General features: G+C 54.0%; 19 protein-coding genes. 11 read left to right on the top strand and 8 right to left on the bottom strand.

Annotated features, from left to right (window positions below; genetic code table 11):
• Nucleotides 1–7: 7 nt before the first annotated feature.
• From ACKF11_RS04615 to ACKF11_RS04595, 5 genes are all read left to right on the top strand, one after another.
• Nucleotides 8–2,179, top strand: a complete 2,172-nt coding sequence (locus ACKF11_RS04615; protein WP_407996134.1) for a type IV pilus secretin PilQ — start codon at nucleotides 8–10, stop codon at nucleotides 2,177–2,179.
• Nucleotides 2,180–2,242: 63 nt separating this feature from the next.
• Nucleotides 2,243–2,755 carry a shikimate kinase AroK gene (gene aroK, locus ACKF11_RS04610; RefSeq protein WP_407993257.1) on the top strand — a complete coding sequence of 171 codons (513 nt, stop codon included), beginning with the start codon at nucleotides 2,243–2,245 and terminating at the stop codon, nucleotides 2,753–2,755.
• A gap of 2 nt (nucleotides 2,756–2,757) precedes the next feature.
• Complete coding sequence (gene aroB / locus ACKF11_RS04605; protein WP_407996133.1) at nucleotides 2,758–3,837, top strand: 3-dehydroquinate synthase; 1,080 nt, start codon at nucleotides 2,758–2,760, stop codon at nucleotides 3,835–3,837.
• Entirely contained in the window at nucleotides 3,834–4,952 is a 1,119-nt protein-coding gene (locus tag ACKF11_RS04600) for a deoxyguanosinetriphosphate triphosphohydrolase (RefSeq protein WP_407996132.1), read from the top strand. The genes aroB and ACKF11_RS04600 overlap by 4 nt, the downstream gene beginning before the upstream one ends.
• Before the next feature lie 254 nt (nucleotides 4,953–5,206).
• Nucleotides 5,207–6,430, top strand: coding sequence for a porin (locus ACKF11_RS04595; protein ID WP_407996131.1), 1,224 nt, complete (start codon nucleotides 5,207–5,209; stop codon nucleotides 6,428–6,430).
• A 128-nt stretch (nucleotides 6,431–6,558) separates the two neighbouring features.
• Here the strand turns inward: ACKF11_RS04595 and ACKF11_RS04590 are convergent, their stop codons facing one another.
• From ACKF11_RS04590 to glnA, 6 genes are all read right to left on the bottom strand, one after another.
• A complete protein-coding gene (locus ACKF11_RS04590; protein ID WP_407996130.1) occupies nucleotides 6,559–7,302 on the bottom strand; it encodes a nucleotidyl transferase AbiEii/AbiGii toxin family protein in 744 nt (247 codons plus the stop codon).
• Entirely contained in the window at nucleotides 7,295–7,765 is a 471-nt protein-coding gene (locus ACKF11_RS04585) for a helix-turn-helix domain-containing protein (protein WP_287110048.1), read from the bottom strand. Before ACKF11_RS04585 ends, ACKF11_RS04590 begins: the two co-directional genes overlap by 8 nt.
• A gap of 55 nt (nucleotides 7,766–7,820) precedes the next feature.
• A complete protein-coding gene (gene ntrC, locus ACKF11_RS04580; protein ID WP_287110050.1) occupies nucleotides 7,821–9,209 on the bottom strand; it encodes a nitrogen regulation protein NR(I) in 1,389 nt (462 codons plus the stop codon).
• A gap of 55 nt (nucleotides 9,210–9,264) precedes the next feature.
• Nucleotides 9,265–10,362 carry a nitrogen regulation protein NR(II) gene (glnL, locus tag ACKF11_RS04575; protein WP_309565697.1) on the bottom strand — a complete coding sequence of 366 codons (1,098 nt, stop codon included), beginning with the start codon at nucleotides 10,360–10,362 and terminating at the stop codon, nucleotides 9,265–9,267.
• 52 nt (nucleotides 10,363–10,414) lie between these two features.
• Nucleotides 10,415–10,903, bottom strand: a complete 489-nt coding sequence (locus ACKF11_RS04570; protein WP_407996129.1) for a DUF4124 domain-containing protein — start codon at nucleotides 10,901–10,903, stop codon at nucleotides 10,415–10,417.
• A 104-nt stretch (nucleotides 10,904–11,007) separates the two neighbouring features.
• Nucleotides 11,008–12,417 carry a type I glutamate--ammonia ligase gene (glnA, locus tag ACKF11_RS04565; protein ID WP_309565695.1) on the bottom strand — a complete coding sequence of 470 codons (1,410 nt, stop codon included), beginning with the start codon at nucleotides 12,415–12,417 and terminating at the stop codon, nucleotides 11,008–11,010.
• Nucleotides 12,418–12,667: 250 nt separating this feature from the next.
• Between glnA and ACKF11_RS04560 the strand changes: the two genes are divergently transcribed.
• The 6 genes from ACKF11_RS04560 to ACKF11_RS04535 are packed head-to-tail and all read left to right on the top strand — an operon-like array spanning nucleotide 12,668 to nucleotide 16,304.
• Entirely contained in the window at nucleotides 12,668–13,123 is a 456-nt protein-coding gene (locus tag ACKF11_RS04560; RefSeq protein ID WP_407996128.1) for a rhodanese-like domain-containing protein, read from the top strand.
• Between the two features lie 8 nt (nucleotides 13,124–13,131).
• A complete protein-coding gene (aroE, locus tag ACKF11_RS04555) occupies nucleotides 13,132–13,944 on the top strand; it encodes a shikimate dehydrogenase (protein WP_407996127.1) in 813 nt (270 codons plus the stop codon).
• Nucleotides 13,941–14,630 carry a monofunctional biosynthetic peptidoglycan transglycosylase gene (mtgA, locus tag ACKF11_RS04550; protein WP_407996126.1) on the top strand — a complete coding sequence of 230 codons (690 nt, stop codon included), beginning with the start codon at nucleotides 13,941–13,943 and terminating at the stop codon, nucleotides 14,628–14,630. Before aroE ends, mtgA begins: the two co-directional genes overlap by 4 nt.
• Nucleotides 14,631–14,689: 59 nt before the next feature.
• The gene (gene lptM / locus ACKF11_RS04545) at nucleotides 14,690–14,818 is read left to right on the top strand and encodes an LPS translocon maturation chaperone LptM (protein WP_407993248.1); all 129 of its coding nucleotides are present in this window, start codon (nucleotides 14,690–14,692) and stop codon (nucleotides 14,816–14,818) included.
• A 7-nt stretch (nucleotides 14,819–14,825) separates the two neighbouring features.
• On the top strand, nucleotides 14,826–16,076 hold the full coding sequence (gene lysA / locus ACKF11_RS04540) for a diaminopimelate decarboxylase (RefSeq protein ID WP_407996125.1): 1,251 nt from the start codon (nucleotides 14,826–14,828) through the stop codon (nucleotides 16,074–16,076).
• Between the two features lie 39 nt (nucleotides 16,077–16,115).
• Nucleotides 16,116–16,304, top strand: a complete 189-nt coding sequence (locus ACKF11_RS04535; RefSeq protein ID WP_230348638.1) for a YqaE/Pmp3 family membrane protein — start codon at nucleotides 16,116–16,118, stop codon at nucleotides 16,302–16,304.
• A 72-nt stretch (nucleotides 16,305–16,376) separates the two neighbouring features.
• Here ACKF11_RS04535 and ACKF11_RS04530 read toward each other — a convergent pair whose 3' ends face one another.
• Both ACKF11_RS04530 and ACKF11_RS04525 read right to left on the bottom strand, forming a co-directional pair.
• Complete coding sequence (locus tag ACKF11_RS04530) at nucleotides 16,377–18,092, bottom strand: peptidase domain-containing ABC transporter (protein WP_407996124.1); 1,716 nt, start codon at nucleotides 18,090–18,092, stop codon at nucleotides 16,377–16,379.
• Nucleotides 18,092–21,220, bottom strand: coding sequence for a beta strand repeat-containing protein (locus ACKF11_RS04525; protein ID WP_407996123.1), 3,129 nt, complete (start codon nucleotides 21,218–21,220; stop codon nucleotides 18,092–18,094). Before ACKF11_RS04525 ends, ACKF11_RS04530 begins: the two co-directional genes overlap by 1 nt.
• Between the last annotated feature and the right edge of the window lie 47 nt (nucleotides 21,221–21,267).

Here is a 21,267-nt window from a genome sequence, read left to right as displayed (position 1 = left end):
TGAACACATGAATATTATAAAGTGGGCCGCTGGGCTGGTTTTTCTGCTGCTGGTGCCGCTGGCGCAGGCGGCCGAGGAGCAGGCTGAGTTTGCCAACAAGATCGAGAAGATAGACTTCGTTGCCATGTCGGGAGGCAGGGTGGCGATACAGGTGCAGACAACCACCCCGTTGGCAAATCCGCCGGCCGGTTTTACTCTCAATAACCCTTCGCGCATCGCACTGGATTTTCCTGCGGTAGGCAACGGGCTCGGCAAGAATAGCGTGCAGGCGGGGCAGGGCGTGCTCAAGGGCGTGAACCTTGCGCAGGCCAGGGACCGTACCCGCGTCGTGCTGAACCTTGCCAAGATGGTGGCATACAACGCCACCACCCAGGGGCGTGAAACCACGATCATCCTGCAGGCGAATGAAGCGAGTGCGGCCAATAGCAATACCGTTGCCCGTTTTGCCGAAGCCAAGGCCGGGGAGAAATTCCACACCTTGAACAATATTGATTTCATGCGTGGCAAAAATGGCGAAGGCCGCATTGTGGTCGATCTTTCCGATGCCTCTGCCGGGATCGATATCCGCCAGCAGGGCAAGACCGTGGTCGTGGATTTCCACAATACCGAGTTGCCGCAAAATCTGCAGCGCCGGCTCAATGTCATCAACTTCAATACCCCGGTCTTGTATGTCGATGCCATCAAGCAGGGGAATAACACCCGCCTGGTCATCGAGCCCAAGGGACTTTGGGAACAGTCGGCCTACCAGGCGGACAAGCGTTTCATCATCGATATCCGCCCTGTCGTGGAAGACCCGAACAAGCTGGTGCAGGGTTCCAAGCCAGGCTATGCGGGCGAGAAGCTTTCGCTGAATTTCCAGAATATCGACGTGCGTTCGGTATTGCAGGTAATCGCCGACTTCACCGGCCTCAATATCGTCACCAGCGATACCGTGACGGGCAACCTGACCTTGCGCCTCAAGGATGTGCCGTGGGACCAGGCGCTGGACATCATCATGTCCAGCAAAGGACTGACCCAGCGCAAGACAGGCAATGTGATCTGGGTGGCGCCCTCTGACGAAGTGGCCGCCAAGGAAAAGCTCTTGCTGGAAGCCAGCCAGCAGATTGAAGAGCTGGAGCCGATGCGTACCGAAGTCTTCACCTTGCGCTATCAAAAGGCCGAGAACTTCAAGAATATCATCAGCGACAGCAAACAAAAGATCCTGTCCAAGCGCGGCAGCGCCGTGGTGGACGCGCGTACCAATACGGTGTTCGTGCAGGATACGGTCAAGCACCTGGAGGAAATCCAGAGCATCATCAACAAGATCGATATCCCGGTGAAGCAGGTGATGATCGAGTCGCGCCTGGTTATTGCGGATGAGAAGTTCGGCCGCAGCCTGGGCGCGCGTTTCGGCGTGCAGAAACAGCAGGCGAGCGGGGATACCCGTTACGGCTCCAGCGGTACATTGGGCAATACCATCACCCAGCGCACCATAGACCCGACGACGGGCGTCATTACTGAAACGATTGCCAACCGGGTAGGTTCATCCACCTTGGCAACCACTTCCATTCCCGGCACGGTCGGTGTGGGCGTCAGTGCCGATGGAGCGCAGGACTTGAACGTCAACCTTCCGGTTGCGAACGCTTTCGGTAACTTTGCCTTCAGCTTGTTCCGCCTGCCCGCAGGATTCCTGCTTAACCTCGAACTGTCCGCGCTGGAAACAGACCAGCGCGGCAAGATCGTTTCCAGTCCGCGTGTGACAACGGCCAACCAGCAAAAAGCCATCATCGAGCAGGGTACGCAGATCCCGTACCAGCAATCAACCAGCAGCGGCGCTACTGCGGTGCAGTTCAAGAACGCCTCCCTGAGCCTGGAGGTCACGCCGCAAATTACGCCGGACGAGAAAATCATCATGGACCTGGAAGTGAAGAAGGATAGAGTCGGTACAGTCTTCAATACGGTGCCCTCCATCGATACCCAGCGTGTGCAGACCCAGGTGCTGGTGGCAAACGGCGAAACGGCCGTGCTTGGCGGTATCTATGAACAGACCGAGCGTAACGACGTGGACAAGGTGCCGTTCTTCGGCGACCTGCCATTCATCGGCAACGTCTTCAAGCGCCGCATCAAGCAAAGCGACAAGACCGAGTTGCTGATCTTCATCACTCCCAAAGTCATGGACGAAAGCCTGTCATTGCGTTAGCCATATCTGACAGTTAAGCCAGATTCCCTTAAAATGCTCGCTTGCGTATGGCGGGCATTTTTTATGGCAGCAAATATTTTCTTTGTCGGGTTGATGGGGGCGGGCAAGACCACCATAGGCCGTATTATTGCCAAGCATCTCAACAAGACCTTTTACGATAGCGATCATGAGATCGAGCGCCGCACGGGCGTCAGCATCCCTGTCATCTTCGAATTGGAGAAGGAGGACGGTTTCCGCAAGCGCGAAGCCGCGGTGATAGAAGAATTGAGCCGCATGCAGGATATTGTCCTGGCGACGGGCGGCGGGGCGGTTTTATTGCCCCAGAACCGCAAGCAGCTCATGGAAAATGGTACAGTGATTTATTTGCGCGCCAACGTGCAGGAACTCTGGCAACGCACCCGCAACGACAAGAACCGCCCGCTGCTGCAAAACGACAACCCGCGAAAAAAACTGGAACAGTTGTTCGCCCAGCGTGATCCCTTGTACCGCGAAGTGGCCTCCATTATTGTAGATACCGGCGGGCAGCCGGTGAATGCCATCGTCCACCAGATCGAACAGAAACTTTTATCTTTATAACCATGCAAACATTACACGTAGACTTGGGCGAGCGCTCCTATCCTATCCACATCGGCCGCGGCTTGCTGACTCAGCCAGACCTGATTTTGCAGCACCTCAAGCGCAAGCAGGTGGCGATCGTCACCAATACCACAGTGGCGCCCTTGTATCTGGAAAAACTGGCCCAGCCTTTGCGCGATGCCGGAGTCAAGGTCATTCCCATCGTGCTGCCGGACGGCGAGGCCTACAAAAATTCAGCCACGCTCAACCTGATTTATGACGCCCTGCTCGAAAACCGCTGCGAGCGCAGCACAACCGTCATTGCCTTGGGCGGCGGGGTGATTGGCGACTTGGCCGGCTATGCGGCGGCGACGTATTTGCGCGGCGTGCCTTTCATCCAGGTGCCGACGACCCTGTTGTCTCAGGTGGATTCTTCTGTCGGCGGCAAGACCGGCATCAACCACCCGCTCGGCAAGAACATGATCGGCGCGTTTTACCAACCGCAAGTGGTGCTGGCCGATATCGATACCTTGTCCACATTGCCCGAGCGTGAGCTATCAGCTGGCCTTGCCGAGGTGATCAAATATGGCCTGATCCGCGACGAGCCATTCTTCGCATGGCAGGAAGCCAATATGCAGAAGCTGCTCGCGCTGGAGACGGAAGCCATGAGCTATGCCATCTACCGCTCATGCGAGAACAAGGCGGAAGTTGTGGCGGCCGACGAGCGCGAGTCTGGCGAGCGGGCCTTGCTCAACCTGGGCCATACCTTTGGCCATGCCATCGAAAATGCCATGGGCTATGGTGTTTGGCTGCATGGCGAAGCTGTGGCGGCAGGCACCATCTTGGCTGCTGATCTTTCGCATCGCCTGGGGTGGCTCAATGACGGGGACATCGACCGCATTAAAGCTATCTTCAAGAAAGCCAGACTGCCAATAGAGGCGCCGGCGCTGGGCGTGGATCGCTACCTCGACCTGATGGGGCTGGACAAGAAAGTCGTTGATGGCCAGATTCGCCTGGTTCTGCAGCAAGGCATCGGCAAATCGCTGGTTACCAGCGACTACGATGCCAGCCTGTTGAAAGAAACCCTGGCGATCGCTGCATGATCGGATTGGCGCCCTATGCCGCCGACCCGGCCTTGACCAAAGGGCGGGTCCATGAAGAGCCGGCGCCGGCAACACGCAACCATTTCCAGCGCGACCGGGACCGTATCATCCACTCAGGTGCATTCCGCCGGCTGGAATACAAAACCCAGGTATTCATCAACCATGAAGGCGACCTGTTCCGCACCCGCCTGACCCATAGCCTTGAAGTCGCGCAGATAGGCCGAGCGATTGCACGCAACCTCAATCTGCACGAAGACCTGATCGAGGCGGTGGCGCTTGCGCATGACCTCGGACACACGCCATTCGGCCATGCCGGCCAGGACCAGCTCAACGAGTGCATGCGTGAATACGGCGGGTTTGAGCATAACCTGCAGTCATTACGTGTCGTGGACCATCTGGAATTGCGCTACGCCGAGTTCGACGGCCTTAACCTGACGTTCGAGGTGCGCGAAGGCATTCTCAAGCATTGCTCCCTGCCCAATGCAAGGATGCTCGGCGAATTAGGGGAGCGCTTTATCAAAAAGCAGCAACCCTCACTCGAGGCGCAAGTGGCGAACTTGGCCGACGAGATTGCCTATAACAACCATGATGTCGATGACGGTTTGCGCTCCGGCCTGATCACGATGCAACAGCTTGCCGAGGTACGCCTGTTTGCCGAGCAGTTTTCCCTGGTGCAGCGGCAATACCCCGCATTGGCCGGCCGCCGCCTGATTCATGAAACCGTCAGGCGCATGATCCATATCCTTGTGACGGATTTATGCGAGCAAAGCCGCAGGAATATCGCAGACCATGCTCCCAAGACACTTGACGATGTCCGGGCCCTTCCGCCGTTGATCGGCTTCAGTCCGGCCATTGATGAGCAGCAGCTTGAGTTGAAGCGCTTTCTCAGGGCCAACCTCTACCGGCATTACCGCGTCAACCGCATGACTTCCAAGGCCAGACGCATCATTGCGGAGTTATTCAACGCCTTTCTATCAGATCCCACCCTGCTGCCTGATGAGTACCAGGTTGCAGATGGCGAGGCACAGCCGCGGGTGATTGCGGACTACATTGCGGGCATGACGGATCGTTACGCGATCCGAGAACACCAGCGGCTCTTCTCCATTTCTGAGTAAAAACTTTAGCATTCTTTTCTAACTGTTTAGCAGAGAAGCAGTTTTCCCAGGAAATATTGGTTATGGCATTAATGTGTTGCGTAATTGCAACACAATCCCCAGCTCAGCATAAAAAAACCACAAGATTGCTTGCAGCCCCTGAATCGCCTTTGGCATACTGCCCATAACTTCTTTAACAAGAAGTAGGCGAAATACTCTCGAAGCGGTGGTCAAAAACCGCACGGGAGCTAACTAAAACGCATTAGGAGATATACATGAACAAGAAACTAGGCTTGGCAGTTGCCGGCGCTGTAATGGCGTTTGGCGCTTCCGCTGCAAACGCAGGTATCATCATCCCAGCAGGCGACTGGACCATCGATATCGGTGGTAACGTCAATACTTACTACACTAACACTCGTTTCTCCGGCGACGCTTTTGATGGTATTGGTAAGGCAAATCAGGTTTCTACAGGTCTGTTGCCATCCGCCTTGGGTATTGGTGGTAAGACTCGTCAGAACGACCTGGACATTGCATTCCAGTTCACATTCTTCGTTGGCGCTAACAGCGAAAGTGGTTTCGGTACTACCGGTTCTGCTAGCCCTAACGGCCCAATTACACAAAGTCGTGCAGGTGATGGTAACTCCATCAACGTTCGTCAAGCTTACTTGACTTTCGGTGATGCTTCCTGGGGTACTATCAAGGCCGGTCGTGACCTCGGTCTGTTCGGTTCCGATGCTATTCTCTCCGACATGACTCTGTTGGGCGTTGGTGTTGGTGCAGGTGGTCCTGGTAACTCCACACTGGGCCGTATCGGTTCCGGTTATGTTTATGCTGACTGGATCGGTCAAATCCAATACGCATCCCCTAACTGGAACGGTTTCAGCTTCGCTGTAGCTGCTCGTGAAGGCTTGCGTAACAACCTGAATTCTATAGCTGCAGAAGATTCCAAATTGGGCTTTGACGGTAAGGTAAGCTACGAGTGGACTGGTGATGTATCCGGTAAGATTTGGGCTGGTTACATTACTCAGAAGCATGAAGGCGGTGCATCTGTAGATGGAACTGGCGCTGCTATTGTCGTGGATAACTATACATCCCGTGGTTACGATATCGGCGGTAAGATTAATATTGCTGACTTCGGCTTGGTTGGTTACTACTATGATGGCAAGGGTCTGGATATTCAGACTGGCGGTCAACTTGGTGGTCTGCAGTTCCTGAGCGGTCAAAAGACTGATGACAAGGGTGGTTATGTACAAGGTACATACAAGTTGCCTGGCGTTGGTACTAAGCTGGGTCTGTCCTACGGTATCAGCAAGTCTGAAGCTCGTGATGATACCTTTGATCGTGAAAACAAGTCTTGGATCGTTGGTGCTTATCACCCTCTGACCAAGAGCCTGAACCTGGTTGCAGAATATGCTAACCAGAAGTTGGAAAACAACGTTGCAGGTGGTCTGGATGGCAAGGCCAAGACTATCAGCTTGGGCGCGATCCTGTTCTTCTAGGATTTAAATCGCAAGATTTAGCTTAGAAAGCAATCGTAAAAACGGCACCTTCGGGTGCCGTTTTTTATTGCGCGAAAGATGTGGAAGGGGTTGCTGGAGGGGGTGTCCAAGGCTTGCATTGAAAGAGTTTATATTTCTGGTGCTGATCTGAAGATTTCCTTGGCTATATCAATTTCGTATTGATTAACGCAGTGGAGCATGAATGCATAAATCTCTTCCATTTTGATATCAAGTTGAATGGAATTGAATCCCTCGTCATCTGCATCAATCGGCGCTGCACCCAATAGAACATCTTTGGCAAACTCTATACTGTAGGAAGCATCTGCTGCAAGTCCTGCATCAAAGATATCTCTTACTGTTTTGCCGTAATCCCGTAACAGTATCATTAAGTCGTAAAGGTCTCTGGAGCGTATGCGTTTTGAAATGAGCCATGCCTTCATTCCAAAAATGGCGTTGATATCCATGATCTGGAAATTTGTATCCGGGGTTTGATGACGGCCTAATGTTGCAAAATGCTGATAGGGAACATCATTTCTTGCAAAAAAGGTAACCTTGACTCCATTGATAGAGTAATCCCGGGATAGTGAGAGAAGGTCTTGATTGTTGATTCTGGCTTGGGTAATTCTCCAGGCCGGTGTAGCTAACTGGATATGATGACCATTGTTTTTTAAATCTTCGACGATGGCATCAATGCGTGTGCTCGACATCTGTTCTGCTGGGAGCCAGAAATCTAGGTCTTCACTTAGGCGGTGACCGATTTGCAAGGATAGCGCCGTGCCGCCGATTAGGTTGAAGCCGGACATCAGTGGTTGTCTGGCCAATGCTTGAAAGACTTCAGCAGTTCTAGGAGGTGCAAACTCCAAATTAAGCATGGCTCAAGGCTGCCTGCAAATTCTCAAGCATACGGTTGATATTGGCTGCAGCATGAGGGATATTGCTGATGACGGTTTTTGCCCTGGCTGATATTGCCTGTATTCCGTACGCTGCGGTTATACGGGCAATATCTTCATAAATGCCTCTTTCCAACACACGATCAATCAATAATTCATCTGGCAGACTGGGATTGCTCCAATCGTAGGGGAAGGATAAACCCAGTTTTTCAGATTTTCTTTTTGATGCTTGCAGGCTCATTCCCTTTGTCTTGGGTTGGAGCGCATTTGCAGTGCGAATAATCGCTGAAAGCCGATTGACGCCTATTTCTTTGATAGTGCCTTTCTCAAGCGCATTAATGGTTGCCCGCGATACGCCGGAGCGAGCCGCAAGTTCGGCTTGGCTTAACCCGCTTTTAATGCGACGGTGCCTGATGCTGGACCCTATTTCCAAGATATTGATCATGAATGATATTTTACATAGCTTGAACTTTATATCAAATATATTCTACATTTTGATTTTATTCGTCTATCCCCAGTTCCTGAATCTTGCGTGTCAGCGTATTGCGGCCCATCCCCAGTTGTGTAGCGGCTTCGATACGGCGTCCTCCGGTATGTTGTAGTGCCTTGGTGATCAGGATGCGCTCGAATTGCTGGGTACGGCTATCGAGGATATCGTGTTCGCCGCGGTTGAGGGCATCCGTGACCTCGGATGCGAGGGCATTCTGCCAAGAGGTGGCGCTGGCGGGTTTGGCGGCATCTTCCTTGAGTTCAGGCGGCAGGTCGGCGATGTCGATGTTCTGGCCCGGCGCCATGACGGTGAGCCAGTGGCAGACGTTCTCCAGTTGGCGCACGTTGCCGCTCCAGCTCAGCGTGCCGAGATAACGCAGGGCCGCGGTGGATGGCTGCTTGGCTTCGACGCCCAGCTCGCGGGCGCTATGTTGCAGAAAATGCTTGACCAGCAACGGGATGTCTTCGCGGCGTTCGCGCAGCGGCGGCAGGCGCAGGCGGATGACGTTGAGGCGGTGGAACAAATCCTCGCGGAACAGCCCGAGCTTGACCCTTTCTTCCAAGTCTTGGTGTGTCGCGGCAATGATGCGCACATTGACCTTGACTGGCTGGTGGCCGCCTACGCGGTAGAACTGGCCGTCGCATAGCACGCGCAGCAAGCGCGTCTGCAGGTCGGAAGGCATGTCGCCGATTTCGTCAAGGAACAAGGTGCCGCCGTCGGCTTGCTCGAAGCGTCCGCGCCTTGCGGCTTGCGCTCCGGTAAATGCGCCACGTTCATGGCCGAACAATTCGGACTCAAGCAGATCCTTGGGAATGGCTGCGGTATTGATGGCGATGAATGGCTTGTCGAAACGAGGGCTGTGGCGGTGCAGCGCGCTTGCCACCAATTCCTTGCCGGTGCCGGATTCGCCGTTGATCAATACGGTGGAATGCGAGCGGCTCAGGCGGCCGATGGCGCGAAAGACTTCCTGCATGGCAGGCGCCTGGCCGATGATTTCCGGCGTCTCTTCTTGAATGACCACTTCAGTGGCCTGGCGCATGCTCTCATCGACGGCGCGGCGGATGATTTCGATGGCCTGGTCCACGTCGAAAGGCTTGGCAAGGTATTCGAAAGCGCCGCCTTGGAAGGCGGCAACCGCGCTTTCAAGGTCGGAGTAAGCCGTCATGATGATGACGGGAATGTCCGGGTGTTTTTGCTTCACTTCGTGGAGGAAATCCAGGCCGGAGCCGTTAGGCATGCGGATGTCGCTGACAATGACTTGCGGTTCTTCCCTGTTGAGGGCGTTCAAGGCTTCCGGTACGGATGCGAAGGTCTTGAAATCCATATCGGTGCGTGCCAGGGCCTTTTCAAATACCCAGCGTATGGATTTGTCGTCGTCTATGATCCAGATTGGTTTCATGATGGTTACCTGTGTAGTCTGTCTTTTATTAGAAGTAATTGTTCTTGTGCACGCGTTATTGTCTTGCAATGTAAGACTTCATCGCCGTGCTTTCAATGGGCAGCAATATGGTGAAGCTGGTGTGGCCTGGCTCGCTCTCACACTCGATCATGCCGTGGTGCTGGGTAATGAAGGTCTGGGCCAGGGTCAGGCCGAGCCCGGTGCCGCCATCGTGGCCTGACACCAGTGGGTAGAAAATACGCTCACGGATATCAGGCGGGATGCCGGGGCCGTTATCGATGATCTGCAGCTTGATGGCGACCCGGTAGCGTTTCTTTGCCAAGGTGACTTGGCGGGCGGCACGGGTGCGCAGAATGATCTCCGGCGTTTCTGCTCCAGGGTTGTTCTGCATGGCCTGCACCGCATTACGGGCAATGTTCAATACGGCCTGGATGAGTTTCTCGCGATCCCCGATCAACTCGGGCAGGCTGGTGTCGTAATCCCTGCGGATGTGTATGCCGCGGGGCGACTCAGCCAGCAGCAGGCTGCGCACGCGCTCCAGCACCTCGTGGATATTGGTAGGCTCGTATTTCGGTACGCGGTGCGGTACCAGCAGCCTGTCCATCAGCAATTGCAGCCGGTCGGCTTCCTTGATGATGACCTGGGTGTATTCGCGCAGGCCGACTTGCGGCAATTCATGTTCCAGCAATTGCGCCGCGCCGCGCAGCCCGCCTAGCGGATTGCGGATTTCATGGGCCAGGTTGCGCAATAGCTCGGCATTGGCTTGTTGCTGGATGAGCATGCGCTCTTCGCGCGCAATGCGCAGCTGTTGATCCATATGCTGGAATTCCAGGACCAGGCAGGCGGGAGCCAGTTCCACCGGCGTCACGGTACAGGTGACGGCGAAAGATTGCTGACGCAGCGTGGTGATCGGGAACTCGTGCTCGCGGAACGGGCTGTGGTGCTTGATCGCATGTTCCATGGCGGAGTCGAGGATGTCGCAGCCGGGAAATACCTGTGAGACGGGCAAGCCTGCGATCTGCTTGGCGCTGATGGCAAATAATACCTCGGCACCGGGATTGGCATATACGACGCGACGTTGCTTATCGAGCAGGATGACCGCAGTGGATAGATGTTCCAATCCTGCGAATGAGGGGGGGATTTTATGTTCCATGGCTTCTCTTAAGCAAAAGCCAGGCCAGTTACTTCAGCAGAGCAGAAGCCTTTTATTTAAAAGCTTCCAGCTCTTTTTGCAGAAGCTGCACATTGCGCTCGTGTGCATCGACGTCGGCCTGCAATCGCTGCATTTTTTCCTCAAATTTTGCGACGTTGCGATAGGTTTTTCCGTTGGCGCCACGGTATACCTCAGGCTTGGACTCGCCTTCGGCATAGGCTTTCTTGGCTTCTTCCAGAGCCGCTTTTTCTGCTTCCAGTTCCTCAAGCAGGATTTTCTTGCGTTGATCGTCACGCTTTTTCTGCGTCTGGCTGTCGACGCGCGGGAAGTTGCTGGGCGTAGCCTGGGGTTTGGATTTGGGGGCTGGTGTCGCAGCTGGGGGCGGTGGGTCTATCTCCAGCTTGATCGCTCCTTTGCTGGGGACGTTGGAGTAAGTGACATGGCCGTTCTCGTCGACGCTTTTATAGATTTCGGCATGGGCGCTGCCACAGGTGAATGCATATGCAAGCCAAGTAAAAAGGGACAGGCGAATTCTTTTCATGAGATTCAGTGTAGAGCAGAAGTCTGGTGCAGGCAATTGCCGCCGAGGCGGATTCCAGGCATAAAAAAAGCGGGTTTCCCCGCTTTTTTTATGCAATGCGCTGATTAAACGCTGTAGTACAAGCTGAACTCGACCGGGTGCGGAGTCTGGCGCAGCTTGGTCACTTCTTCCATCTTCAGGTCGATGTAGGCATTGATCCAGTCGTCGGAGAACACGCCGCCGCGGGTCAGGAACTCGCGATCCTTGTCCAGGGCTTCCAGCGCTTGCTCCAGGGAAGAGGCGACAGTTGGGATCGCTGCATCTTCTTCTGGCGGCAAGTGGTAGAGATCCTTGGTGGCAGGCTCGCCGGGGTGGATCTTGTTCTGTACGCCGTCCAGGCCGGCCATCAGCAATGCGCTGAATGCCAGGTATGGGTTGGCGGTTGGGTCAGGGAAGCGTGCCTCGATACGGCGCGCCTTGTCGGATTGAACGAAAGGAACGCGGATGGACGCGGAGCGGTTCTTCGCGGAGTAAGCCAGCTTCACGGGGGCTTCGAAGCCAGGAACCAGGCGCTTGTAGGAGTTGGTGCCTGGGTTGGTGATGGCGTTCAGCGCGCGCGCGTGCTTGATGATGCCGCCGATATAGTAGAGCGCGAATTCGCTCAGGCCGGCATAACCGTTGCCTGCAAACAGGTTCTTGCCGTCTTTCCATACGGATTGGTGTACGTGCATGCCGGAACCGTTGTCGCCGAAGATAGGCTTGGGCATGAAGGTGGCTGTCTTGCCATATGCATGTGCCGTGTTCAATACGACGTACTTGAGGATCTGGGTCCAGTCGGCGCGTTGAACCAGGGTGCTGAACTTGGTGCCGATCTCACATTGGCCGGCGGTCGCCACTTCATGGTGGTGAACTTCGACAGGCACGCCCAGCTCTTCCAGGGCTACTACCATGGCGGAGCGGATATCGTGCAGGGAGTCGATTGGAGGCACAGGGAAGTAGCCGCCCTTGACGCCTGGACGGTGGCCGGTGTTGCCGCCTTCGAACTTCTCGTTGGAAGCCCATGCGGCCTCTTCGGAGTTGATCTTCACGGAGCTGCCGCTCATGTCCACGGACCAGTTGATGGAGTCGAAAATGAAGAATTCCGGCTCTGGGCCGAAGAAGGCCGCATCACCGATGCCGCTGGACTTCAGATAAGCTTCAGCGCGCTTGGCGATGCTGCGCGGGCAGCGGTCATAACCCTTGCCGTCGGTAGGGTCCACGACGTCACAGGTGAGGAACAGGGTGGGCTCGTCCATGAAAGGGTCGATGTTGGCAGTCTCCGGATCGGGGATCAGGAGCATGTCGGATGCCTGGATGCCCTTCCAGCCTGCAATGGAAGACCCGTCGAAAGCGTGGCCTTCAGTAAACTTGTCTTCGTCGAATGCGGAAATCGGCACGGTCACGTGCTGTTCCTTGCCCTTGGTGTCAGTAAAGCGAAAATCGACAAACTTGATGTCGTTTTCCTTCACAAGCTTTAATACGTCGGCCACCGCCATTTGATTCTCCTAGCTCTTTTTGGATTAAGAAGTTAATTAAGCACTATGCTTGACACTAAGGTGAAGCAGGAACTGTGCCATTGAATTCGCGCAAATTCCCATTTTCACACATAAGGTTATAAAAGAGAAACGCTATGTGTGCACCAAAATATTGCGTTCACTCGGTTTTGTGCACCATTAATGTGCATAGAAGATTGTGGCAAAATTTAACGCTATACTCCGCATTTCTGAGAGGGTAAAGGAGAGAGCAATGGAAACATTGAATGCCATTTTGCTGAATGCAAAGCAGCGTGCCGAGCAGCACGGGCTTCCCTATGCCGGAGCATTGACGCCGCGGGAGGCGCAGAAGGTCCTGGAGCTGGCCCCGTCGGCCAAGCTGGTGGATGTGCGCACCAAAGCGGAGCTTGAACTGGTGGGCCGCGTGCCCAATGCGACGCACATCGAATGGGCGTTTTATCCTGGAATGGTGGCTAATCCGGATTTCCTGTCCCAATTGGACAAGCAGGTCGATCACGAGGCGTTGGTGATGTTCCTCTGCCGTACCGGCGGGCGTTCCCACAATGCAGCCGTCTTGGCCGCCCAGGCCGGATATGCCGAGGCCTACAACGTGCTCGAAGGTTTTGAAGGCGAGTCCACGCCGGACACCAAGCAGCGCGGCAGTATCAACGGCTGGAAGGCTGCCGGCCTGCCCTGGACCAACGCCTGAGGATTTGCATGGATCGTTATGCCGTGATCGGCCACCCGGTGGAGCATAGTAAGTCGCCCTTGATTCATGCCGCATTCGCGCAGCAGACGGGACAGCAGATCGAATACGGCAAGGTGCAGGCGCCCTTGGATGGGTTTGCTGCCACTGTGGCTGGCTTGCAGGTACAAGGATATGGCGGGGCCAATGTCACCGTGCCTTTCAAGTTCGAGGCCTATTCATTGGCAACCGAATTAAGCGAACGAGCGCGTGATGCCGGCGCGGTGAATACGCTGAGCTTCAAGGATGGCGGCATCCATGGTGACAATACGGATGGAATCGGCCTGGTGCGCGACATCCTGCAAAACCTGGAGTTTTCCCTGACAGGCAAGCGCGTGCTGCTGCTGGGAGCAGGAGGCGCCGCTGAAGGCGTATTGGGGCCATTGCTGCATACATCTCCGGCATTGCTGTGCATTGCCAACCGCAGCGTGGAAAAGGCCGAGGCGATGGCAGGGCGTGCCAGTCCTGTTGATGCTGTGCTGGAAGCATGCAGTTTCGATGCCTTGGCTGGCAAGGTGTTCGACGTTGTGATCAACGCCACCTCGAGCGGCTTGAGCAACGAGCGGCTGCCGTTGCCTTCTGGATTGTTTGCCGCCGATGCCTTGGCCTACGACATGATGTATGGGCGCGAAACGCCTTTCATGCAGTATGCGCGTGAAGAAGGCGTGCAGAAAATTGCCGATGGGCTGGGCATGCTGGTGGAGCAGGCGGCAGAAGCTTTTTATGTCTGGCGTCAAATACGGCCGGACACTGCATCCGTGATTGCCGCATTGCGGACATCATGATCAAGCGGTTGTTGTGGCGCGGGTTGCTGCTGGCCCTGGTGCTGGTGGTGCTGTACCAGCTTTGGATATTCATGCATATCCTCTGGTGGGTGGAGCATAACCCCTCAAGCAGCGCTTTCATGCGCACCAGTTTGGCGACGTTGCGACAAGACAACCCCGACGCGACGCTCAAGCATCAGTGGGTGGAGTACCAGAAGATTTCCCGCAACCTCAAGCGTGCGGTGATTGCGTCCGAGGACGCCAAGTTCGTCGGCCATGAGGGATTCGATTGGGACGGCATCCAGAAGGCATATGAAAAGAACTGGCAAAAAGGCAAGATCGTCGCGGGCGGCTCCACCATCAGCCAGCAGCTTGCCAAGAACCTGTTCCTTTCCACCGGGCGCACGCCCTGGCGCAAGCTGGAAGAGGCCGCGATCACCTGGATGCTGGAGCGCATGATGAGCAAGCGCAGGATTTTCGAGATTTACCTCAATGTGATCGAGTGGGGTAATGGCGTGTTCGGCGCCGAGGCTGCCGCGCGGCATTACTACAAGACCAGCGCCGCCAGCCTGAGCGCCGCCCAGGCCGCCAAGCTGGCGGCGATGATCCCGAATCCGCGCTATTACGACAAGCATCGTGAAGCGCGCGGCCTGATCCGCAAGGCGGGCATCATCGAATCGCGCATGCGCTACGCGGAAGTGCCCTGACGGCATTGCCGAAGCCGCGATAGCCTTGTGTTAAAATAATCTCTTTGCATCCAAACAATATGCGCTTCTGCTTCCTGATCCTGATTGCAAGCCTGGCCTTGGCCGCATGCGGCACCAAGGGCGACCTTTATATCCCGGAAAAACAGTACCCGCAGGAACCGCAGCCGCAACAACAACCTTCCCGATGAGTTGTCCGTGAATCCATTTCAGTTGAAGAATGGCATCCTGCATGCCGAAAACGTGCCGTTGACCCGTGTTGCCGAAGAGTTCGGCACGCCGAGCTACGTCTATTCCCGCGCCGCCCTGGAAAACGCCTATACCCGTTTTGCGGCGGGGTTTGCAGGCACGGACCACCTTGTCTGCTTCGCGGTGAAGTCCAACCCCAGCCTGGCGGTGCTCAACCTGTTCGCCCGCCTGGGCGCCGGCTTTGACATTGTCTCCGGCGGCGAACTGGCGCGGGTGCTGGCCGCAGGCGGAGACCCTGCGAAGGTGGTGTTCTCCGGCGTAGGGAAAAACGAAGTGGAAATGCAGGCCGCATTGGATGCGGGGATTTTCTGCTTCAATGTGGAATCCGCCAGCGAGCTGGACCGGCTCAATGACGTTGCTGGCCGCTTGGGTAAGACGGCGCCGGTTTCATTGCGCGTCAACCCGAACGTGGACGCCAAGACGCACCCCTACATCTCCACCGGGCTCAAGAACAACAAGTTTGGCGTGGCTTACGAAGATGCATTTAGCCTTTATAAGCGCGCATCTGGTTTGCCGCACATCGCTGTGCATGGGGTGGATTGCCACATTGGCTCGCAATTGACGGAACTATCTCCTTTCCTTGATGCGTTTGATCGCGTACTGGTGCTGGTGGATCAGCTTGAGGCAGAAGGCATTCATATCGAGCATATTGATCTCGGTGGTGGCATTGGTATCTGTTATGCAGATGAAACCCCGCCAGATTTCGCCGTATACGCAGCGGCTATGCTTGAGAAGCTAGGTGATCGTCAGGTCAAGTTGGTGTTTGAGCCAGGGCGTGCATTGGTCGGTAATGCTGGAGCCTTGATCACCAGGGTTGAATATCTGAAGCATACCGAAGCCAAGAATTTTGCGATTGTCGATGCAGCGATGAACGATCTCATGCGTCCAGCGCTGTATGACGCGTATCATGAGATCGCTGCTATTACCCCAGCAGTTGATCAATCTAAGGCTCAGGTATATGAAATTGTCGGCCCGGTGTGTGAGAGCGGTGACTTCCTCGGACATGACCGTACACTGGCATTGCAGCAAGGTGACCTACTGGCAGTTCTGTCTGCTGGCGCTTACGGCATGAGCATGAGCTCAAACTACAACACGCGCCCAAGAGCGGCTGAAATTATGGTGGATGGAGACCAGGTGCACCTGATCCGTCAGCGTGAAACCATAGAGCAACTGTTCGCCCTGGAAAAGATTCTCGGCTAAACTGTTGCGACAAGTCAAAAAAGATAAAAGGAGATTGAAATGCGCCTGATACTTGCCATTTTCCTACCCTGGTTGCAGTTCTTTACCATAGGTCGCCCGATTGCAGGCATCATCTGCCTCATCCTGCAAATTACTATTATCGGTTGGCTGCCTGCTGCGATCTGGTCCGTATATGCGTTGAGCGAATACAAGACTGATCAGAAAATCCAGAGAGCGTTGCAGAAGTAACCTGGGAGGTTTCCCTAAAATAAAAAAGCCAGCAATTTGCTGGCTTTTTTATTGTCTTTTGCATGAGGATCTTTAGGCAGGCCTCAGGAGCTTTTCCTTTGGCCCATCAGCGGCAATCTTGCCGCTATCCATGGCAATGATGCGTTGTACTGCCGTCATCATGGCGGCGCTATGGCTGATCATGACCAGGTTGCCATTGCCGATCACTTGCGGCAGGCGCTGGGCCAAGAGTTGTTCGCCTTCGGGGTCTAGGCCTAGGCTAGGTTCGTCCAGTAGCAGGATGTTGCTTTGTTGGGCAAAGGCTCTTGCCAAGGCTACTTTCTGACGTTGGCCGCCGGAGAGGTTACTACCGCGGTCAGCAATGGCCATGGTGAGCGTAAGCCTGCCTTGCTTGAGTTCATCCTCTAAGCCAGAGGCCCACAATGCGCGTTGCAGGCGTTCGCTCTGCGGTTTGCTACCAGCCAGCAATAAATTGGCTTCCAACGTGCCTGCAAACAGCACAGGCTCCTGTGGCTTGTAAGCCATCCAGCGTGCACGGTCTTCAGGGGCAATGGCATGCAGCTCATAGCCATCAATTAATATTTCACCTTCATCGGCAATACTTAATCCTGCTATCAGCTTGAGTAGCGTGCTCTTGCCTGCACCTGGACGGCCCAGCAGGCCGATTTTTTCGCCCGCGATAATGTTGAGGCTGACGTTATCCAGTGCAGCAGGGCGATCAGGATAACGCTTGGTCAGACGCAATAGGGTGATGTCACCCTTAGCTTCTGGCTTGTTCACCTTGAAGGAGGCATGCGGCGCGGATTGTGCAATGTCTTGGCTGACGCCGTGCGCAGCCTTGCCGGATTCCAGCAGGTCATCCATCCGTTTGGCAGAGCGGGCAAAGTCTTCCCATTTGCCGAGTACCAGATATAGCGAGGTTACCAACATCATGGCACGCGCTGCCAGCAGTGAGCAGGCAATGAGGCCGCCCACAGACAACATGCGTGCCTCGATCAGGTAGGCGCCTAGGGTGAGCACGGCTACCGTGGTGAAGGTCATCATGCCTGCTGAGAGGGTGTTGCTATGGCTGGCAGAAAGCCTGCGTGCGGCTTCCAGTTCACTTACTTTATCGGATTGCGTGCGCCAGCCTTGCAAGAGGCCGGTGACGCCTGGAATGGTGCGCACGACCTCCATGCCCTGCAATATCTCGCCGATATAAGCCATGCGCTGGGTGGAGGTTTTCTCGGCATCACGATTGAGGCGTAGCGTCTGGCGCTGTACCAGATAGCCGATGCCAGCGTAGAACAGGGTGAGCACACCAACCAGGATCATGATGGGCCAGGCGATGAAGCCAATCACCAGCATGTAGAGCAGGTAAAACGGCAGGTCGGCAATGGCGAGCAGGTAAGTGGAGGAAACGAAATTCAGCGCATTGGTGAGGTCACGATAGTGCGCTAGGAAAGTCGCCACGCCGCCTGCCGGCATGTCACGGTCAGCGAGCAGCTTGTGCCACAGCCCTTCATCGGTCTTGCGCGCCATATCCGCCGCCACCCGCTCCACCGTCCAGTTTCGGGTCACGCGCATGCCCACGTCCAGCGCGATGAAGATCAGCATGCCGATCACCAGTGCCCATAAGGTCTCGAACACGCCATTGCTGACGATCTTGTCGTACACCAGCATAGAAAACAGCGGCAGCAGGATCTGGCCGCTGTTGATCAATAGGCTGGAGAGGCTGACTTCAAGCCATTGCGATTTAAGCAACTGCCAAAGTGAATTAAGTGGGCGTTGTGTGCTTGGTACTGTCATTACACAGTGTGCCAAGTAACCTGTGCTATAGCTACATTTGCACTATTGTAGATAGTATAGACACCGTCTGAGAGATTGCTGAAGTTGGTGACCATTGGGTCAGTTGAAGCTGTACCTAAACGGACATATTCTCCAGTGTTCAATGCAAAGTTCAGATTATCTTCGCTGCCATGTTCTAGCCTCAATATGGTATTGCCGGAGGCATTTGCATTTCCTGTGACAATACTTTTTATGCTTGATGAGTCAACGGTGAGGGTCGTGGAAATTGCAGTGCTATCCCCCTGGATGTTTAGGATGTCGATATTTTTAACTAGGCTACTTAATGTGGAGAGTGCATATCCTGAGCCGTTAAAGCCACTAAGAATCAGTGTATCAGTATCGCTACCACCATCAATGCTGGTGAATCGGTTGTTGAATGCTGTACCACCGGATGCATCCACTGAGCCTAGAATTGTGTCGTTACCAGAGCCAGCGAGCACAGTGTCCTTTCCTTGCCGAGCATCAATCCAATCATTGCCAGCGCCAGCCTCAATGCGATTACTACCGCTACTTCCAATAATAATATCGTTACCGCTAGTCCCGATGACATTTTGTATATTGCGCAATGTATCTTGGCTATTAAAGTCGGAGTTTGCGTAGTCCTTAATATTGGTTGATTGTGCTGCAATGGTATAAGAGTTACCACCAACAGTGACAGTGCGATTTACGTTGCTCAAGTTAATTAAGCTGAAATCATTAGTAGTGGTAGGTACCCCTGATGAGTATTCGTAGCTTACTGTGTTGGTTCCAGCACCACCATCTAGAGTGTCTCGTCCACCGCCACCTAGCAGAGTGTCATTTCCAGCTCCACCTTCAATGAGATTGTCGTGAATGTTGCCTCTCAATCTATCATTGCCTGATCCACCAATTAAGTTGTTAATGTCGGAATAGGTGTCTCTAACATAGATGTTATTGGGGCCGACTGTACCAGCACTTCCGGTACCAGTGCCATCATCATTTAAGGTGGCTGTGACATTGATGGTGATACCTTCATAGCTGGCTGTATTATTGCCTGAACCCCCATGAAGTTGATTGGTACCTGTGCCGCCAATTAACTTGTCATCGCCATCGCCACCATATAACGTATCGTCGCCAGCACCTCCATTCAGCGTGTCATTAGCGGCACCGCCTTGGATAAGGTTATTCGCGTCGTTACCGGTAATATTATTGGTCGCTGTAGCAGAACCGATGATATGGGTAAAGTGATATAGGTCATCTATCTGAGATGCACCAATTTTGCCAGAGCCTTTTGCATCACCATTTCCTAGCGTTACAGTCACAGTATCTGTGGCGTTAAGATAACTCAGTGTGTTGTTATTTCCACTGCCACCATCCAGCGTGTCACCAGCAGCTCCAGTGTTAGCAATACCTTCAATCGTATCATCGCCATTGCCCCCTAAAATATAGTTGGCATTTTGATTACCAATTAAATGGTCATCGCCCCCTGAGCCAACAATGTTCTCAAGATTGCTTAACGTATCCTTGGTATTGCTCCCATTTAATCCATCCCACCATGTTTTACCAGCGCGTAAATCAACGAACACAGATTGACTTACGTTAACGTAGCTAATAGTGTCAGAATCTTTTGTTGCACCTGTAGCTGTATTTTCACCACCGTCAATCGTATTGTTGCCTGTGCCTACAATAATGAGATCATTGCCTGTACCACCATTTATGACGTTATCCCCATCGCCAGCCACGATAGTGTCGTTACCTGCACCACCATTTAATGTGCTATTTCCATTGCCAGAAACAATAGAGTCATTGCCTGCACCAGCAGTGACTTGGTTATTTCCATCGCCAGCATTAATGTCATAGCCAAGGCCGCGTGCAGGTAGCACAAATAATGCATTCCCTTTAGCATCAACTGCAGCAAATTGTGCTTCAGTTGTGGCATCTCGATATGTGAAATAGAAGTCTTTCGCTACTTGGAAGCTTAATGGGCCTGTTGAGCCATGGATAACCGCTTGTAGGGTGAAATCCTGATCCGTGACATCTATACCATCTGCAGTCAACGGATAGGTAATTTCTAAGCTGACACCGTATGAGCCATCTGCTTGCTGCACTAATGCATCAGCAGAAATTTTCCATCCAGAGCCATCTTGTACAATCGAACCAGGATTGCCAGTGCTTAGGCTTAATGTTACTCCCGCCGGCAGATTGGTAGGAATGATGACAAAAGAATCAACGGTATTAAATCCATTTGTTGAAATGAAGAGATTCTTACTCCATTCATTGCCGGAAAATTGAGCACTTGTATTGATGACATCATTGCCTGATGAACTGCCAGTAATAATTTCCCGGTAAGCTTGTGCGGCAGCTTCTCCCGCATTAGCTGTGTGAGTTGCATCATTCGGGTCACGTGCACCAGTTGGCAAGTCACTGCGCAATGATGCGCCAGTTTTGAAATCAGCACTTACATATAACTTGCCATCAATGACTGGAAATCCAATATTTTGTAATTTTTCTAATGTTTCTGACGATTCAACCCGATTCCCCAAGCGATAAGTAGATGGCTGATCCACTCTCGGCGGAATAATCGCATCCATGAATTCGCCGCTGTTATTACCACGCCCATTGATACTGCCGCGTTGTACTTGCGCGGCTTGAGGCAAGGTAGGTGCTTGCGGCAATGGGGCAGCAGGTGCTGTAGGAGCCGATGTATGGTTGTTCAGAGCCATGAACAGCGAGGTGTAGTCGATCTCGTCAGGCTGCAGCTCGGTCAAGCGGGTATCGATGTTCTCGCTGATGATGCGCAGGTTGCCGGCATCGGCGGCATCGACGGTGCCGACCTGCTGGAACAGCTCGGTCAGGCTGGTGTTGAATTTGTCGCCGTCGAACTCGACCTTGGGGGCGTCGGTCTCCAGGGCGTCGAGCGCGCCGTTGGGAATGATGATGTAGCTGCCATCGGCAAAGCCCAGCACCAGGTCGACGTCGGCAACGTCTACCGATTTGAGCGCACCATGGCTTTCCGTCAGGCGGATGATGCCGTCTGCATCCGCATGTACCCGCGTGACGTTGGTCACGTGGTTCTGCTTGGTGCTCGGGCCGTTACGCTGTTCAGTGACTGCGGGTTGGGTAATTGCCATGGTAGTGCTCCTTCTTTAATTTGCTGCCCGGCTATTGCCGGGACACT

Origin of the sequence: Methylobacillus draconifructus (genome assembly GCF_045984385.1) — a bacterium.
GTDB classification, from domain to species: domain Bacteria; phylum Pseudomonadota; class Gammaproteobacteria; order Burkholderiales; family Methylophilaceae; genus Methylobacillus; species Methylobacillus flagellatus_A.
This window is presented reverse-complemented; position numbering and strand designations above follow the sequence as displayed.

Coding starts and splice junctions, on each gene's coding strand:
- ACKF11_RS04615 (WP_407996134.1), top strand. CDS start 8: ATGAATATTATAAAGTGGGCCGCTGGGCTGGTTTTTCTGCTGCTGGTG.
- aroK (WP_407993257.1), top strand. CDS start 2,243: ATGGCAGCAAATATTTTCTTTGTCGGGTTGATGGGGGCGGGCAAGACC.
- aroB (WP_407996133.1), top strand. CDS start 2,758: ATGCAAACATTACACGTAGACTTGGGCGAGCGCTCCTATCCTATCCAC.
- ACKF11_RS04600 (WP_407996132.1), top strand. CDS start 3,834: ATGATCGGATTGGCGCCCTATGCCGCCGACCCGGCCTTGACCAAAGGG.
- ACKF11_RS04595 (WP_407996131.1), top strand. CDS start 5,207: ATGAACAAGAAACTAGGCTTGGCAGTTGCCGGCGCTGTAATGGCGTTT.
- ACKF11_RS04590 (WP_407996130.1), bottom strand. CDS start 7,302: ATGCTTAATTTGGAGTTTGCACCTCCTAGAACTGCTGAAGTCTTTCAA.
- ACKF11_RS04585 (WP_287110048.1), bottom strand. CDS start 7,765: ATGATCAATATCTTGGAAATAGGGTCCAGCATCAGGCACCGTCGCATT.
- ntrC (WP_287110050.1), bottom strand. CDS start 9,209: ATGAAACCAATCTGGATCATAGACGACGACAAATCCATACGCTGGGTA.
- glnL (WP_309565697.1), bottom strand. CDS start 10,362: ATGGAACATAAAATCCCCCCCTCATTCGCAGGATTGGAACATCTATCC.
- ACKF11_RS04570 (WP_407996129.1), bottom strand. CDS start 10,903: ATGAAAAGAATTCGCCTGTCCCTTTTTACTTGGCTTGCATATGCATTC.
- glnA (WP_309565695.1), bottom strand. CDS start 12,417: ATGGCGGTGGCCGACGTATTAAAGCTTGTGAAGGAAAACGACATCAAG.
- ACKF11_RS04560 (WP_407996128.1), top strand. CDS start 12,668: ATGGAAACATTGAATGCCATTTTGCTGAATGCAAAGCAGCGTGCCGAG.
- aroE (WP_407996127.1), top strand. CDS start 13,132: ATGGATCGTTATGCCGTGATCGGCCACCCGGTGGAGCATAGTAAGTCG.
- mtgA (WP_407996126.1), top strand. CDS start 13,941: ATGATCAAGCGGTTGTTGTGGCGCGGGTTGCTGCTGGCCCTGGTGCTG.
- lptM (WP_407993248.1), top strand. CDS start 14,690: ATGCGCTTCTGCTTCCTGATCCTGATTGCAAGCCTGGCCTTGGCCGCA.
- ACKF11_RS04535 (WP_230348638.1), top strand. CDS start 16,116: ATGCGCCTGATACTTGCCATTTTCCTACCCTGGTTGCAGTTCTTTACC.
- ACKF11_RS04530 (WP_407996124.1), bottom strand. CDS start 18,092: ATGACAGTACCAAGCACACAACGCCCACTTAATTCACTTTGGCAGTTG.
- ACKF11_RS04525 (WP_407996123.1), bottom strand. CDS start 21,220: ATGGCAATTACCCAACCCGCAGTCACTGAACAGCGTAACGGCCCGAGC.